This is a genomic window from Pseudomonas sp. 29 (genome assembly GCF_002754355.1).
GTDB lineage: Bacteria > Pseudomonadota > Gammaproteobacteria > Pseudomonadales > Pseudomonadaceae > Aquipseudomonas > Aquipseudomonas neuropathica.
Genome location: NZ_PEEY01000001.1, coordinates 767,443 through 782,666 on the forward strand (window position 1 = coordinate 767,443; position 15,224 = coordinate 782,666).

General features: G+C 58.0%; 13 protein-coding genes. 4 read left to right on the forward strand and 9 right to left on the reverse strand.

The features are described 5' to 3' along the window. Positions 1 to 126: 126 nt before the first annotated feature. The gene (galE, locus tag CLU80_RS03560) at positions 127 to 1,143 is read right to left on the reverse strand and encodes a UDP-glucose 4-epimerase GalE (RefSeq protein ID WP_099756776.1); all 1,017 of its coding nucleotides are present in this window, start codon (positions 1,141 to 1,143) and stop codon (positions 127 to 129) included. 389 nt (positions 1,144 to 1,532) lie between these two features. Between galE and galU the strand changes: the two genes are divergently transcribed. Continuing rightward, positions 1,533 to 2,366, forward strand: a complete 834-nt coding sequence (gene galU, locus CLU80_RS03565; protein WP_099756777.1) for a UTP--glucose-1-phosphate uridylyltransferase GalU — start codon at positions 1,533 to 1,535, stop codon at positions 2,364 to 2,366. A 29-nt stretch (positions 2,367 to 2,395) separates the two neighbouring features. Then, on the forward strand, positions 2,396 to 2,800 hold the full coding sequence (locus tag CLU80_RS03570) for a phosphohexomutase domain-containing protein (protein ID WP_093433750.1): 405 nt from the start codon (positions 2,396 to 2,398) through the stop codon (positions 2,798 to 2,800). Between the two features lie 142 nt (positions 2,801 to 2,942). Here the strand turns inward: CLU80_RS03570 and CLU80_RS03580 are convergent, their stop codons facing one another. From CLU80_RS03580 to CLU80_RS03620, 8 genes are all read right to left on the reverse strand, one after another. Continuing rightward, positions 2,943 to 4,073, reverse strand: a complete 1,131-nt coding sequence (locus tag CLU80_RS03580) for an SGNH/GDSL hydrolase family protein (RefSeq protein ID WP_099756779.1) — start codon at positions 4,071 to 4,073, stop codon at positions 2,943 to 2,945. A gap of 233 nt (positions 4,074 to 4,306) precedes the next feature. Next, positions 4,307 to 5,353: an acyltransferase family protein gene (locus CLU80_RS03590; protein ID WP_099756780.1), complete on the reverse strand. Its 1,047-nt coding sequence runs from the start codon at positions 5,351 to 5,353 to the stop codon at positions 4,307 to 4,309. A gap of 12 nt (positions 5,354 to 5,365) precedes the next feature. Further along, positions 5,366 to 6,469: a hypothetical protein gene (locus tag CLU80_RS03595; protein WP_099756781.1), complete on the reverse strand. Its 1,104-nt coding sequence runs from the start codon at positions 6,467 to 6,469 to the stop codon at positions 5,366 to 5,368. Beyond that, positions 6,460 to 7,692, reverse strand: a complete 1,233-nt coding sequence (locus tag CLU80_RS03600) for an MATE family efflux transporter (RefSeq protein ID WP_099756782.1) — start codon at positions 7,690 to 7,692, stop codon at positions 6,460 to 6,462. Before CLU80_RS03600 ends, CLU80_RS03595 begins: the two co-directional genes overlap by 10 nt. Beyond that, entirely contained in the window at positions 7,689 to 8,801 is a 1,113-nt protein-coding gene (locus tag CLU80_RS03605) for a polysaccharide pyruvyl transferase family protein (protein WP_099756783.1), read from the reverse strand. The genes CLU80_RS03600 and CLU80_RS03605 overlap by 4 nt, the downstream gene beginning before the upstream one ends. A gap of 15 nt (positions 8,802 to 8,816) precedes the next feature. Continuing rightward, on the reverse strand, positions 8,817 to 9,899 hold the full coding sequence (locus tag CLU80_RS03610) for a glycosyltransferase (RefSeq protein WP_099756784.1): 1,083 nt from the start codon (positions 9,897 to 9,899) through the stop codon (positions 8,817 to 8,819). A 40-nt stretch (positions 9,900 to 9,939) separates the two neighbouring features. Next, complete coding sequence (locus CLU80_RS03615) at positions 9,940 to 12,168, reverse strand: polysaccharide biosynthesis tyrosine autokinase (protein WP_093433728.1); 2,229 nt, start codon at positions 12,166 to 12,168, stop codon at positions 9,940 to 9,942. Between the two features lie 39 nt (positions 12,169 to 12,207). After that, entirely contained in the window at positions 12,208 to 12,648 is a 441-nt protein-coding gene (locus CLU80_RS03620) for a low molecular weight protein-tyrosine-phosphatase (RefSeq protein WP_038362273.1), read from the reverse strand. Between the two features lie 293 nt (positions 12,649 to 12,941). On the opposite strand from CLU80_RS03620, the gene CLU80_RS03625 reads away from it, so the two are divergent. Both CLU80_RS03625 and tal read left to right on the forward strand, forming a co-directional pair. Continuing rightward, positions 12,942 to 13,898: a cellulase family glycosylhydrolase gene (locus tag CLU80_RS03625; RefSeq protein ID WP_099756785.1), complete on the forward strand. Its 957-nt coding sequence runs from the start codon at positions 12,942 to 12,944 to the stop codon at positions 13,896 to 13,898. 202 nt (positions 13,899 to 14,100) lie between these two features. Next, positions 14,101 to 15,027: a transaldolase gene (tal, locus tag CLU80_RS03630; protein ID WP_016986723.1), complete on the forward strand. Its 927-nt coding sequence runs from the start codon at positions 14,101 to 14,103 to the stop codon at positions 15,025 to 15,027. Positions 15,028 to 15,224: the final 197 nt, after the last annotated feature.

A 15,224-nucleotide genomic window follows, 5' to 3' on the forward strand; every position in this document is an offset into this window, starting at 1 on the left:
GTCTTACCCAACTGATAAAAGTCGAACGGCAGGTTTATATCTACGGATTTGCAAAAGGCATTGCCAGTGTAATTTCCCGACGTTATCTAACAACCTGACTGAAAATAACATTGGACTAAATGGCCATCATCGCGAGTAGCCTTGGGGATGGTTCGATTGCCAGCGCCAAGTATCAGTGACCATGTCCTGCAAGTTGCGCGTAGCTTTCCAGCCCAGCTCTTTTGCCGCCTTGGAGGCGTCGGCCCAGCTCTCGGCGATATCCCCGGAACGACGTGGCATCATCCGATACGGCACCGGTTGCCCGCAGGCGTGTTCGAAGGCGTGGAGCACTTGCAGCACACTGTAACCATCGCCGGTGCCGAGGTTCCAGGTGTGAATGCCGGTGCGCCCGGAGATCGACTGCAACGCCTTCAGGTGGCCGTCGGCCAGATCGACGACGTGGATGTAATCGCGCACGCCAGTGCCGTCGACCGTCGGGTAATCGTTGCCGAAGATCGACAACTCTTGCAGGCTGCCGACCGCCACCTGACTGATGTACGGCACCAGATTATTCGGGATGCCGTTGGGGTCTTCGCCCATATGACCGCTATGGTGCGCGCCGATCGGGTTGAAGTAGCGCAGCAAGGCAATGCTCCAGCGTGGCTCGGCCAGGCTCAAGTCACGCAGGACATTTTCGACGATCAACTTGGACTGGCCGTAGGGATTGGTCGGATTGCCGGTGGGAAAGTCCTCGCGGATCGGCATCTGCTCGGGCTCGCCATACACCGTGGCCGACGAGCTGAACACCAGCCGGAACACCCCCGCCGCCGCCATCGCCTGACACAAATTGATACTGCCGCTGACGTTGGTCTCGTAGTACTCGAGCGGTTTGCGCACGCTCTCGCCGACCGCTTTCAGGCCGGCAAAATGCAGCACCGCTTCGATGTTGTGCTCGCGGAAAATCCGGTCAAGCAATGCCCGGTCACAGACATCGCCGCGGATCATCCAGGCACTCTTGCCGCAAATGCCCTCAACGGCGTGCAACGCGGCTTCGCTGCTGTTACAAAGGTTATCCAGTACGACAACTTCATAACCTGCTTCAAGTAGAGCAAGTGTGGTGTGCGAGCCGATATAGCCGGCGCCACCCGTTACCAGAATCTTCATAGTGCTATCCGTCTTTGGATGAGTGACAAGTAGCGTGTCAAGCCTGTTTTATTGAAGATGTGTCACAACTCACACAAACAGGCGACAACAACCGAAAACAAAACTAGTTCAATGACTGGCAATAAATATTTTTGCAGGTCACACTGTATTGCCCGCTACTTATTAGCACTCCCTGTGCGCTCATCACTATCAACCGATACCGACTAAAAATAACTAATAAAGCATTCGCCGACATCTCATAACATTGTCATGTTTTACCGGCCCAACTAATTGCCATTAACAACCTGACTCAGGTATTAAAGTAGGCCTTCAATCAACATTGAAACTTGCAGCCATTGTTTATGGCTCGCACCCGTCGCCTGTGTTCCATGACTGTCCAGGATACTTTTATGATTCGTAAATGTTTGTTCCCCGCTGCCGGCTATGGCACGCGTTTCTTGCCGGCCACCAAAGCCATGCCGAAAGAGATGCTGCCGATCGTCAACAAGCCGTTGATCGAGTACGCCGTTGAAGAAGCGCGGGACGCCGGCCTGCAACACATGGCCATCGTCACCGGTCGCGGCAAGCGTGCGCTGGAAGACCATTTCGACATCAGCTACGAACTTGAACACCAGATTCGCGGCACCGAGAAAGAGAAATTCCTCGCAGGCACCCGCGAGCTGATCGACACCTGCACCTTCTCCTACACCCGGCAGGTGGAAATGAAAGGTCTGGGCCACGCGATTCTCAGCGGTCGTCCGCTGATCGGCGATGAGCCGTTTGCCGTGGTGCTGGCCGATGACCTGTGCCTGAACCTGGAAGGTGACGGCGTGCTTACGCAGATGATCCAGCTGTACAAGAAATTCCGCTGCTCGATCGTCGCCATCCAGGAAGTCCCGGCCGACCAGACCCACAAGTACGGGGTGATCGCCGGCGAGCTGATGTCCGACGGCATCTACCGCGTCAACAACATGGTGGAAAAACCGGCCCCGCAAGACGCGCCGTCGAACCTGGCAATCATCGGCCGCTACATCCTCACCCCGGACATTTTCGACCTGATCGCCGACACCCAACCGGGCAAGGCCGGTGAAATCCAGATCACCGACGCACTGATGAAACAGGCGCAGAACGGTTGCGTGCTGGCCTACCAATTCAAAGGCCTGCGCTTTGACTGCGGTGACGCCGAGGGTTACTTGCAGGCGACCAATTTCTGCTACGAAAACGTCTATCTCAAGGGCCGCTGAGACGGCTCCCTTCACCCAACGAGGCCACCATGAACATTGCACAACATTCCGTAGAGATTGAACGCGAGGTGGGTAACCTCGGGGTGATGAGCTGGCTGTCGCGCCATCAACCGTTGCCCAGCGCCAACGAGTCCTGGCTGGGCACGATTCTGCTGGTGGAGCGGATTGGCGTATTTCCGGCGTCCGGTGATATCCGCCGGCCGCTGCGTGATCCGTATCCGCTGCTCGCGCATTTGAAAAAACTGTATGGCGAGCAGGCATTGGAGATGGATGACCAGGATGGCCTGAAAGTGATCTTCAGCGACTGGCGCTTTCGCGTGCGGATTTGCTGCAACGACCCGGCGATCATCATCAACGTTGAGACACGGTGCGATACGCGGTTGATGCCGCAGAAGATTGCGGAGTTGCTCGAGCAGGTCGACGCCTTCGAATAACTCCCCTCACCTGATCGTTCCCACGCTCTGCGTGGGAATGCATCCAGTGACGCTCTGCGTCACCCAGCGAAGGGACGCGGAGCGTCCCGGGCGGCATTCCCACGCGGAGCGTGGGAACGATCACCGCTCTGGGGTTTGCGTGTTATTTAGGGGAGGCGTCGCAACGATCCTTGGCGCCGGTGATCCAGCCATAGAAGTAATCAGCAATCACCTTCCCGCCCGTGGCCGGCACCGGATGAATCTTGTCCGGGCCGATCATCGCCGCCGCGTAGCGTTTGACGTCCGGCCCGAACGCACATTGCAGATTGGCATACCCCAAATGCTGCTCACGCGCCCAAGGTTCCAGCACCTGCGCGTACGCCGACATCGGATAAGCGCTGGAACGCGTGGTGTCCTGACGCATGATCAGGTTGATGCTCGCCTGCGGCTGAATCTCACGCAGCATGCCGACCAATCCCTGAACGTTCTGCAGATACTGCGCGGGCTTCACGCCGAAGCCCTGATCGTTGCCACCGAGCATGATCAGGTAAACATCAGCGGGGATCTTCGACACGGCAGCTTTCCACTGCACCTGCCATTGCGGATCCTGGTGATAGAAATCCGCAGACGCCGCACCGGAGGCCGCCAGTTTCGATACGCGCACGCCGTTCTGATCGTTGCTCATCCACAGCCCGAACAACGTCGGCGCGCCTTTCACCACTTCCAGTTTGAAGGACCAGTCTTTCGCTGCAGACAGGCCTGCCAATGGCACTTCCTGAACCCCGTCTCCTGTCAGCGTCATCGGCTGCCAATCTTCTGAAGGTGACCAGCGGTAACGGATCTCAGAGGATTTGCCAGTGCCGAGGTAAAGCAGTTTCGCCTGAGTGACCGCCGTATTGATGCGCGGCGAAGGATTGGCATCCACCTGCAACCACGCACCGGGCCGGCCCGTCACTGTGCGGCTGTCCGGGCTTGCTTGCCCCAACTCTGAAACCTTCCAGTCGCCGCCAAAGTACTTGTCACTGCTGCGGGTGTATTTGAAGTGCGTGCCGCCAAGCGCCGCGCCGTGATTGAAACCGACGTAACCCGGCCCGGCAAACCCCACCTCCCCGGCCACGCGCTGCACCAGTTTGTTCAGGTAGAAATCCTGCCCGGCGCTGTAGCTGTCGCCGATCACCGAGACCGACAAAACCTTACCGGCCTTGCCTTCACGCCACTGCGCGAAACGCTCGCGGGCATCGCCCACCTGAACCACCGACGCTGCGACGGGTTGCGCGTCATCTACTGCCAACATGCAAAATTTCCTTCAGTCTGAAATGGCCCACTGAATGCCGGGATGTACAGAGATCAACTGTAGGAGTGAGCCTGCTCGCGATAGCGGTGGGTCAGGTATTGAAATGCTGACTGACGGACCGCTATCGCGAGCAGGCTCACTCCTACATTTGTCGCGGTCATCCACTAAATCTGTGTACACCAAAAAAACCTGTGGGAGCGACGGTGCGACGATTCGACTTGCTCGCGAAGCTCTTAGCTGTTTTGCGGTTGCACCACCGGGGTGACAGGCGCCGCCGCTTTCTTCTTCGCCGCCCGCTCCCCAAGGAACGACACCGAGGTGAAATTGAACCGGCTGAAAATCATCGACAACAGCACCGGCCCGAGCAAACCAAAGGTCAAACCACCGAGCACCAGCAAACTTTCATCCTTCACCCCCAACCGCCCCAGCACCAACCGCGACGTCGCCGCGAACAGCACATGGAACAGGAAGATCGCATAGGAATAGCCACCCAGCCAGGTCAGCGCTTTCGAGCGCATATCACTCGACAGCAGCGCAATACAGGACACGCAACCCACGGTCAAACCGATCAGACTGCGACGATCAACAATCAGCTCGCGATCAATCGCCGCCACATACAACAGCGTCAGCGAAATCAGCACAAACACCAGCGGCCCGATCACCTTGAAGCGCTGCTTCAACACGTCGACGCTTTCCTGGCCAATCATCCCCGCGACAAAAAACGGCAGCAGATAAATCGCACCGTTGATCCCGAACGCGTCGAACTTGAACGGCGGCAGCAGAAACAACACTGCCGCAAACGCAAACAGCCCATACAAGCGCGTCGCCGAACGCAACATCCCGCGCCACTCCAGCAGCCCGACGAACATGAAAATGATGAACACCGCCTGCAGGAACCAGAAGTGGTTGATCGGCACCCAGAACGACAACAGCGCGTCGATCACCCCGACATCCTTGTTCACCCCCGGCCCGACTGCCTGCAACACCGAGAACGGCACACCGACGCAAAACAGCGGCACGATCAAGCGGCGCACCTTGCCGCTGAAAAACGCGGAAAAGTCATTGCCGCGAATTTTGTAAATCGAATAGATGTACCCGGAGATGAAGGTGAACAACGGCATGCGCACGTACACCATCGAATCGGCGAGCACCCGGAACGGCGAGCCGACATCGATCTTCAACCCGCCGCCCAGCGGGCCAATGACGTGATAGAGCACCAGCAACAGGCACGCCAGGCCACGCAGGGTTTCAATCTCCAGGGACTTTTTCTTGCTCGACATAAAGCACCTGCCTCAATTCAGAATTCTTGATTCAACCTGCACCGGTTTGTTCGCCCGCAGCATCAAGCCCAGACCGACAAACAACACCGGCACCAACATCGAGAAGTGCCGGGCGAAGGAGCCGAAGTCCGGCTCGAACAGGCCTTGCACCAGTAGAAACGCCAGCGGAATCGCGATCAGTTCCTTGGGTTTGGTCTGGATCGGCGCGCCTTTGTAATCGGTCGAGGTGATGACTTTGAACAGCAGCAACGCGGTCATGATCATCAACGCGACGAAGATCACCTGCCCCGGCCCCGACAGCAGAATCAGCTCCACCGGGAACGACAGGCGGAAGAAGATGATCATCGAGTCCAGCGCCTGCGAAACGAAGTCGCTGCCGCTGAGCCACGACACGATCAACGATTTCGAGCCCTCCTCGCCCGCCGTGCGCAACTCGTTGTTACTGGCGCGGATCGACGACACCGGAAAGCCCAGGGCGAGCTGGATCGACATCGCCACCGCCAGATAAAACAGGAACAGCATCAGAAAGAACGTCGTGCGCGACACGTACTTTTTCATCACACAGACGCCGACCCACGACAGCGAAAACAAAATCCAGTAGGGCCGAATCAGCACGCCGTAGATCACTGCCGAGAGGAAAAATCCGCCGCGATATTTTCGCGTCAGCGAGCTGAGCAAAATGCTCAACACCGCCACCGACACAATGATTTCCTTGGTCAGGTTCTCAAGGAAGAACGAACGCACGATGCCCCACAGGCACAGGGTGCCGAAGATCGCCAACGGCATGCGCCGAAAAACCACCACCGGAATCGCGGTGAGGAAAAAATTGCAGAACATGCCGTAGGCCCAGGCATTGGTCAGGTTGATCCCGGTGGGCCGCAGCAGGAACGCCGAACACTCATAGGACGAGCGATCCGGCGAGAACGGGTTCCAGAAATTGCAGTTGTCGGCGCGGGCGTAGGACGACCACAACGTCATCGCATCCGGCCCCGGATCACGGGGAATCAACAGCGGCATCGCCACCGACAGAAACAGCCCGGTGAAGAGGATCAGGAACGACACATACGAATCGAGTCGCTTGCCGCGAAACTCGATGCACGGCAGTTTCAGGCCCATGACAACGCAGCCTTTTTCCCGGCCGTTGCGCGGGTCAGCACGGCAATCACCAGCAGTTGCACGATGATCGCGAAGACATTGCCCCAAGCGGCGCCGTAAATCGAATAGTGCTTGATCAATACATAGCTGACCGGCACCGAAACCAGCAGACAGATCGCCGCGCTGGCGAGCGATACGCGGCTGTTTTTCGAAGCAATCAAACCGCCCCAGACGATGTCGCCAATCGCGCGCAACGCGAAAGAAAAAATCAGCACGCCGAGGATCGCATTGTCCGGACGCGGCACGCTGGTGGCGACGTAATCGAGCACCACGTTGAAGAACACATAGATCGCCACCGCCACCGCCGCCGACACTACAAGCGAGCGCATCACCCACTTGTTGATGAACAACTGCTTGACCGTGAACGCCTGCTGATCAGCCTGAAAACGCTTGGCCAACAGCGGAATTCCGACCACCGCCACTACCGCATACGACAGCGCCTGCAAGGTGTTGGCCGCTGACCACGCGTACACGTATTGACCCAGTTTGGCGTACGGTTCGAGGTCGGCGATCAGAAACCGTTCGGCGTATTGACTCAACGCGATCAACCCGGTGCCGAGATAAAACGGTAATCCCGCTTTCCATACAGTAGCAGTGGCCAGTGTCCCGGTTTCCCGGCCGTGATGAACGTTCACCACGATCAGGTAACCGGCGATGATCACCAGCACGTTGGCGGCGACCCACAGCCACAACACGCTGGCAATTCCCGAGACCCAGTCGAGCATCATCCCGCCCACCGCCAACACCGCCCACAGGCCGGTCTTGATGAAAAACAGCAGCGCGCCCGCCGTGGCTTTCTGCGCGGAAAACACGAACGAGTTGATCTCGAACGACAGGTGCTCAGTGAGCAACACCAGCGTCACACAAAGGATCAGCGCGGCGCTCGCTTCAACTGTCTGGAACAGTGAATAAATCAGCACCGTCACCACCGACAGCACCAGCCCCACCGCCAGATACAGCAGCAAAACCTTGTCGACCACGCGGCGCGAACTGCCGCCGACGCTGATCAACCGATTGATCTCGGAACTGAAACCGACGCTGTAGAACTTCGACGCAATCAGCGACGCCGCGACCACCACACCGTAAAAACCCAGCGCTTCATACCCGAGGTAATGGGTGATCGCCAACACCAGCAAAAACTTCGCGCCCAATGCACCGCCGCGAAGCAGTAGCCGAAATATCATCGAACGACACCTTTGATGATCTCGTCCATCGCCACGGTTTTTGCCTCGATTTCACGGCAGGTGTCGGTGAGGCGCTTGCCGAAATTCGACAACGCATTCGGCGCGTAAACCGTGTCGATGATGGTGTCGACATTGATGTCGCCGCCGTTGATCACCCAGTCTTCCACGCCCATGTCCTGATAGGCGCCGAAGCCTTTGCGTTCGTAGCTGATGTGGTACGCCGGCACGCCGGAAAGCAGCGATTCGATGGCGCCGTGCAGGCGTACGGAAATCACCAGGTCCGGCTGATACTTGGCAATCGTCGCCTTCAACGACAGCAAGTCTTCGCTAATGCCCAGCTCGCGATAGAACGCACCGTCATCGTTGCCACGCACCGCGCTCTGTACGGCGCAAACCACTTTGCTTTTGTTCTTCAAGCGCTGCAGCAGCAATTTGAGATTGGCGACGTAAGCGACTTTCTTTTCCTTGCTCCACTCCGGCGGCTTGCGCAGCACCACGCAGACCGTGGCTGGCGACGACGCGCAACGGGTGAATTTCGCTTGCTGGAGGATTTTGCTCGCCAGCGACTGCACGGCCAGATCCGGCGCACGGTAGACGTTTGAGCAGGCATCAAAAATGGCCGAAGAGCGGTTGTCACGGACGAATACCGCGTCGGCGCTGGCGTAATGCTCGACGATCTTGCTGCTCTCGCCGTGGAACGGGCCGATGCTTTGCGGCAGGTACACCGACGGCACTTTGCTGAGGATCGCGGTTTCCAGTTGCTTGGCGTGGCCGAGTTTCAGCTTGATGTGTTCGAAAGCACTTTTCGAGCGCATGTAGCCGCCGCCGACGCCGACGATCAGGTCGGTTTTCTTCAGCAGATCCGCCAGCCCGGCGTAGGACTGATTGAGAAACACCGCTTGCTTGACCCGGCCCAAACCCTTGGCCGCCATCACCGGCGCGTCGAAACGCGGGTGCGGCAAGTAGCTGAAAGAATCCGGGTCGGAAGCTACCACGCTAATCGCCGTGTCTTCGCCAAAGTTGCGCTGCACCAGGGCAATGGCCAGATCGACGAGCAAGCCGTCACCGGAGTTGGACGCACTGTAGCCATGCAAAATCGTTACGTTCATATGCTTGAGTTCTACTTAAAAAGTGGGAGCGCGATACAGGTCGTAGGTCTGGCGAATCATCAACGCGGCACTGAAACGCTCGCGGACAATGCTCCGGCCTTCGTTGCCGAGGTCGAGCAAGCGTGGCTTCTGGATGATCGTCAGCACGTCGGCCAATGCCTGGTGATCACCGGACGGGAAGACATAACCGGAGACTTCATTGGTGACCAGTTCCGGCAGCGAGGTGCAGTTGCTGGCAATCACCGGCAAACCCATGGCCATGCCTTCCAGCGGCACCATGGCGAAACCTTCCCAGCGACTCGGCACGATCAGCGCATCGGCTTTCTGATACAGCGCCTGCACTTCGCTCGGCGTGACCCATGGCAGGTATTCAACAGAGTCCATCGGCGGGCACTCCACCGCGTCCTCGTTCACCGCGCTGCCGACCACGGTCAGCTTCAAGTCTTTGCGCTGCACGTTGGCGAAGGCCTTGAGCAACACGTCGAAGCCTTTCTGATAATCGAGGCGACCGACGAAGAGCAGATGAATCGGCTCGGGACTGGCCGCTTTCGGCGCTTCATCCTTGTGGTGAATGCCGTTGTAGATCAGCTTCATGCGCTTGCGCTCGATACCGAAGCGCGCGGCTTTGTCGAGTTCGTACTGGCTGACGCAAATGATCACGTCGGTGACCTTCTGCAGCACCCGCTCGATCCACGCATAGACTTTCTGCTTGGTCGGTGAGCTTTCCATCAGGAACGAAAACGCGTGCGGGCAGTAGACGATTTTCGGCTTGCGCCACGGTCGCAACAGCACACATACGCATCGTCCGATCACGCCGGAAAAGGTGCTGTGCAAATGCACCACGTCGGGTTTTTCCTTGAGCATCACCTGGGTCAAACGCCAGGCGAAACGCAGCAACGACGGCACATTGCGTCCAGTGCGGGGAAAGGTGCGGATCTGCTGCGCGCCGATGCCGTGCAACTCTTTGGCCTGATCGTCCGGCACCAGGTACACCAGCTCGTAGTTCGCCGCATCACCTTCAGGCGAAGCCGAAATCGTCCGGATCACCGTCGCGACGCCACCTTTGATCGTCTCTGCCACGTGCAGTATTTTCTTCACAAATCACCCACTTCAAACAGGAAAAAACAGTCGCTGACAGTCAGGATTTGTCGGACGCGTATTCGTAGTTGTAATAGCCGTAACCGCCATTGCCGTAGTAGCTGGCGGCGCGCTTCTCGACGCCGTTGAACACCGCGCCTTTGAGCTCGATGCCGTTTTGCGCGAAGCGGCGAATGGTCAGTTCGATCTCTTTGGCCGGGTTCACCCCGAAGCGCGTGACGATCAGGCTGATCCCGGCTTCACGGCCGACGATGGCCGCATCGGTCACCGCCAGCAGCGGCGGCGTATCGATGATCACCAGGTCGTAGCGCTCGCTCAGTTCCGCCAGCAGCTCGCGGAAGTTGGCGTGCATCAACAGCTCGGAAGGATTCGGCGGTACCTGGCCACGGCTGATGAAGTGCAGGTTGTCGATTTCGACCTTGTTGATTGCCTGATCGATGCTGCAGCGCTTGACCAGCAGGTCGGACAAGCCGTTGGTGATCGGCGTGTTGAGGGTTTTGTGCAGGTGACCTTTGCGCATGTCGGCATCGATCAGCACCACGCGCTGACCGCTCAACGCCATGACCGCGGCGAGGTTGGACGAGACGAAGGTCTTGCCGACCTGTGGGCTCGGCCCGGAAATCATGATGCGGTTGTTGGTCGAATCGAGCCCGGCGAAATGCAGGCAGGTGCGCAGGCTGCGGATCGATTCAATCGACAGATCCGTGGGATTACGCAGGGCCAGCAGGTACGCCGGTTTGTCGACACCGTCGCGGGCGCGGCCTTTTTTGTTGTCTTCTTCATCCTGCAAGGCGCTGTACGGAATCGACGCGTACACCGGCAAACCGAGTTGCTCGATGGCTTCCGGGCCTTCCAGACCACGGCTCAGGGATTTGCGCAGCAGCACCAGCGCCACGCCGACAAAAGCGCCGAGGAAGGTGGCGATCAGCACGATCAGGGCTTTTTTCGGTTTGACCGGACTGGTCAGGTCGACATCCGCTGCGTCGACCAGACGCACGTTACCCACGGCACCGGCGCGGACGATGTCCAGCTCTTGGGATTTGTTCAGCAACTGCGTGTAGATCTGCGAGGCCACTTCGACATCGCGGGTCAGGTTGAGCAGCTCTTGTTGCGTGGCAGGCAGATCACCAACCTTGCCTTCCAGCGACTTCTGTTGCTGGGTCAGTTCGCCGATCTGGCTCATCAACGCGCGATAGGCCGGGTGCTGTTTGGTGAACTTGCGATCCATCTCCGCCTGCTGCATTTTCAGCTCGGAGATCCGCGTTTCCAGCGCTACCGACTGACCGAGCACCGACTGGGTTTCCAGCGAGATGTTCACGGTCTTGCCGTGGGTCTGATAGGCGTTCAGCGCATCGCTGGCCTTGGCCAGATCACGCTTGACCTGCGGCAACTGGCTTTGCAGGAAAGCCAGACTCTGCGCTGCTTCGGCCGAGGTGCGGCGCACGTTCTGATCGACGTACAGCGCGGCGATCTTGTTGAGGATCTTCACCGCTTCAGCGGCGTCGCTGCTGGCCAGCGCCAGTTTGATAATTCCCGATTCCTTGCCCTGCTCGGAGATATCCAGCGCGTCCTGATAACCCTGAATGGTCACGATTCGCGGATTGCGCACCACTTCGAAACGCGTACCGGGATTGGCCAACAACTGAGTGATCTGCCCTTCTACGCCGTCCTGCGCGAACGCTTCGCTGGCGACGCCTTCGACCAGCAGATTGTCGTTGTCATCGAGCAACTGGAAGTGCTTCTGTTCGCCGGCGATCAGGGTGAGTTTCTTGCCCAACAACTCTTTGGGCAGATTGAGCCGGGCAAACTCCAGGCGCTCACCGCCCCAGGCATAACTGTTCAGACCGAAACGCGGCGCAGCAACGCTGGTTTCGGTCTCGCCGCGATAACGCCGGGCGAGAAAGCCGCCAATCATCGGGAAGGTGTTGGGGGTGACATCGATGTCCAGCCGCAGGTCGTCGACGGTTTTGCCGATCACCGCGCGGGATTTGATGATGCCGATTTCGGTCACCGACGGCGATTGCCCACCGAGCATGCTGTTGAGGTCGGAAAACCCGAGCATGTCGTTCTTCTTCGGCTCGACCTGCACCAGCGCATTGGCCAGGTACACGGGCGTGGCCAAAACCGCGTACGCGACACCGGTGACCATGAAGGCGCCGGTGAGCGCGCCGATCAACCATTTCTGGTCGATCAAACTGCCGAATATGCCGAGAAGATCAATACTGTCTTGATCATTGTCGCGGGTGCCGATGACGGACGGTAACTGCATAAGTCTGTTCTTACCATTCATTGATCTGAAGAATATTCATCAACGCGCGAGGCGTTGTGCCCATGAGCTAACAGCATCTTCAATCAATGCATGGGCATGAATAAAAGCGGCCTTGCCTTGACGATACGGATCTTGTATTTCACGCTCGCTCTGCCACTTGCCGAGCAGGAATACTTTACCCCTCGCATGAGAGGCAATCTTCAGTACTTGATTAACATGCTGTTTTTCCATGACCAGAATCAGGTCTGATTCATTGACGATGTCTGCGGTCAGTTGCCGTGCCATGAAGCCTTCGGCGTTATGGCCATGGTCTTCGAGCACTTGCCGCGCGGACGCTTCTACACCCTCGCCCACCCGCGCCGACAGGCCTGCGGAGGAAACGGTGATCGCTGAGGGGGCCAGCGCGTTACGCAACATCAGCTCTGCCGTCGGACTACGGCATATATTGCCCACGCAAACGACAAGGATCTTTCTGAACAAGGTTTTACTTTCCTGTGTAATGTCAAACGGCCAACATCCGAGAGCAATTGAATGAACCCTCAAGATCTTCCTGCACTCAGAAATAGATTCGCCCTGTTAGTACCGAAGCATTAAGTACCACAGCGTTTAAAAGCCCCCCAACCACTATTAACGGACTAAAAATAACTGTGATTTTCGAGTGATTGTTTTCCGACAAAAACTAACATTCGCGCACTAAGTGCCATCACCTCACTCGAAAATTGAGAAACGAGATCATTTATTCGCAGTTGTCACTTCTCTTCGGGAGAGCAGACATGAAAACAACACATCTCAAAAAACTCGGCGCGTTGGCATTGATGGTGGCAGGGGCTACGACTCAGGTTCACGCTAGCGAAGTGTTTCCCAGCCTTCCAGCCAAGAACATCGGCGTGCAGGTGAAGATCCAGAACTTCACGGCCGCCGACGCCCCGCAGATCAAGTCGGCAGGCTTCGGTTTTGTCCGCTTCGGTGTGTGGAGCGACAGCCTGACAGCCAAGGCTTATCAGAAACAGGTCAGCGATGCCTTTGCCGCAGCACAGTCTGCGGGCTTGCCGGTGTTGCTGACGGTCCGCGCGATCAAGGCGTTGCCCGCCACCTCGAGCGCCGAGCTGAGCACTGCCGGTGAAGGCTTCGCCAAAGCCGTGACGGGGCTGCAACAGTCGTACAGCGCGCAACTGGTGGCGATCGAGTTATGGAATGAGCCGGACCTGGAAACCTACTGGCCGACGCGCAATTTCGACACCACGTTTGTGCCGTTCATGAGCGGCGTGTGCAAGGCGCTGCAGGAGCAACCGCTATCGACACCCGTGATCGGTTACGGCTTCGCCCGCCCGCCTAGCGCAGGCTCGGCTGCAACCGTGGCGCTGAACCGCATCGTCAGCGAATACCCCAAATGCCTGAGCGCCGTGTCCTACCACCCCTACGGCATGACCGCCACGCAGATCAGCAACGCGCAAAACTTCATTCAGCAAAACTTCCATCTGCCGGGAGTCATCAGTGAATGGGGGATCTCGGCACTCGCCTCCAATGGTGGGCCTGAAGGACAAGCAAGCAAGATCAACACGTTTATTGGCGATGTTAAAAAACTCAATATTCCGCTGACGTCCATTTATGAATGGAAGAACAGTGATTCGGGCAGCAACGATCGCGAGAAGAACTTTGGCCTGCTGACCTCTGACGGTCAGCCGAAACCGGCACGTATGTCCGTCGAAGCCCTATTGAACGCCCAGTAGCGCATGCACAACCGGCCTGTACGCAGGTCGGTTGCTTTGAACCTGTTGGCGGTTTTGGCATCGTATTCATCGATACCGCGCCCCGCCTTTCAAACAATCGTTTTCAGGTTGTTGCTGCAGGGGCCATCGATACACGCACCTACCCTTGAGTGGCCGTCAGCGCTCGGGTAATGTCATCAGACCCATAGGACAGAGCACGCCCATGACTTCCAAGCTGGAACAACTCAAACAATTCACCACCGTTGTTGCCGACACCGGCGACTTCGAAGCGATCGCCCGAGTCAAACCGGTCGACGCCACCACCAACCCGTCCCTGCTGCTCAAAGCGGCAGCCATTCCGGCCTACGCCGAGCTGCTGAACGCCTGCGTCAGCGACTGCAAGGGCGATGTCGGCCTGGCCAGCGACCGTTTCGGCGTCGCGGTGGGTCAGGAAATTCTCAAAGTGATCCCGGGCCGTATCTCCACTGAAGTGGATGCGCGTCTGTCGTTCGACAAGGATGCCGTGCTCAAACGCGCGCATCGCTTGATCGAGCTGTACGACAAGGCCGGCATTGGCCGCGATCGCGTACTGATCAAGATCGCCTCGACCTGGGAAGGCATCCGCGCCGCCGAAGTGCTGGAGAAGGAAGGCATCCAGACCAACCTGACCCTGCTGTTCTCCTTCGCCCAGGCCGCCGCTTGCGCCGACGCTGGCGTGTTCCTGATTTCGCCATTCGTGGGCCGCATCTACGACTGGTACAAGAAGGCCAACGGTAACGACTACACCGGCGCTGATGATCCGGGCGTGCAGTCGGTCACCCGCATCTACAACTACTACAAGGCCAATGACTACAAGACCGTGGTCATGGGCGCGAGCTTCCGCAACCTCAATCAGATCGAGCAACTGGCCGGCTGCGACCGCCTGACCATCAGCCCGGACCTGATCGACAAGCTGGCGGCCGATACCGGCAAGCTGGAGCGCAAACTGGCACCGGGCAACGCCGGTGAAGCCCGTCTGAGCCTCAATGAAGCGCAGTTCCGCTGGTTGTCCAACGAAGACGCGATGGCTACCGAGAAACTGGCTGAGGGCATCCGTCAGTTTGCTCGCGACCAGGAGAAGCTTGAGGCGCTGTTGCAGGCCAAGCTGTGATTTGAGCGGTTGAAATGCAAAAGGGCGAACCTTCACAGGTTCGCCCTTTTTTATTCTGCATTGGGAGCCGCGTTGACTGAACTTAAGCCTTCGCGAGCAAGCTCGCTCCCACAAGGGGATTGGTGATCGACACTGATCCAGTGTGGGAGCGAGCTTGCTCGCGAAGAGGCCGGCCGGGACAACATCACGTCATGAGA

Excerpts from the sequence above, each read along its gene's own strand:
- galE (WP_099756776.1), bottom strand. The coding sequence starts at position 1,143 with ATGAAGATTCTGGTAACGGGTGGCGCCGGCTATATCGGCTCGCACACC.
- galU (WP_099756777.1), top strand. The coding sequence starts at position 1,533 with ATGATTCGTAAATGTTTGTTCCCCGCTGCCGGCTATGGCACGCGTTTC.
- CLU80_RS03570 (WP_093433750.1), top strand. The coding sequence starts at position 2,396 with ATGAACATTGCACAACATTCCGTAGAGATTGAACGCGAGGTGGGTAAC.
- CLU80_RS03580 (WP_099756779.1), bottom strand. The coding sequence starts at position 4,073 with ATGTTGGCAGTAGATGACGCGCAACCCGTCGCAGCGTCGGTGGTTCAG.
- CLU80_RS03590 (WP_099756780.1), bottom strand. The coding sequence starts at position 5,353 with ATGTCGAGCAAGAAAAAGTCCCTGGAGATTGAAACCCTGCGTGGCCTG.
- CLU80_RS03595 (WP_099756781.1), bottom strand. The coding sequence starts at position 6,469 with ATGGGCCTGAAACTGCCGTGCATCGAGTTTCGCGGCAAGCGACTCGAT.
- CLU80_RS03600 (WP_099756782.1), bottom strand. The coding sequence starts at position 7,692 with ATGATATTTCGGCTACTGCTTCGCGGCGGTGCATTGGGCGCGAAGTTT.
- CLU80_RS03605 (WP_099756783.1), bottom strand. The coding sequence starts at position 8,801 with ATGAACGTAACGATTTTGCATGGCTACAGTGCGTCCAACTCCGGTGAC.
- CLU80_RS03615 (WP_093433728.1), bottom strand. The coding sequence starts at position 12,168 with ATGCAGTTACCGTCCGTCATCGGCACCCGCGACAATGATCAAGACAGT.
- CLU80_RS03625 (WP_099756785.1), top strand. The coding sequence starts at position 12,942 with ATGAAAACAACACATCTCAAAAAACTCGGCGCGTTGGCATTGATGGTG.
- tal (WP_016986723.1), top strand. The coding sequence starts at position 14,101 with ATGACTTCCAAGCTGGAACAACTCAAACAATTCACCACCGTTGTTGCC.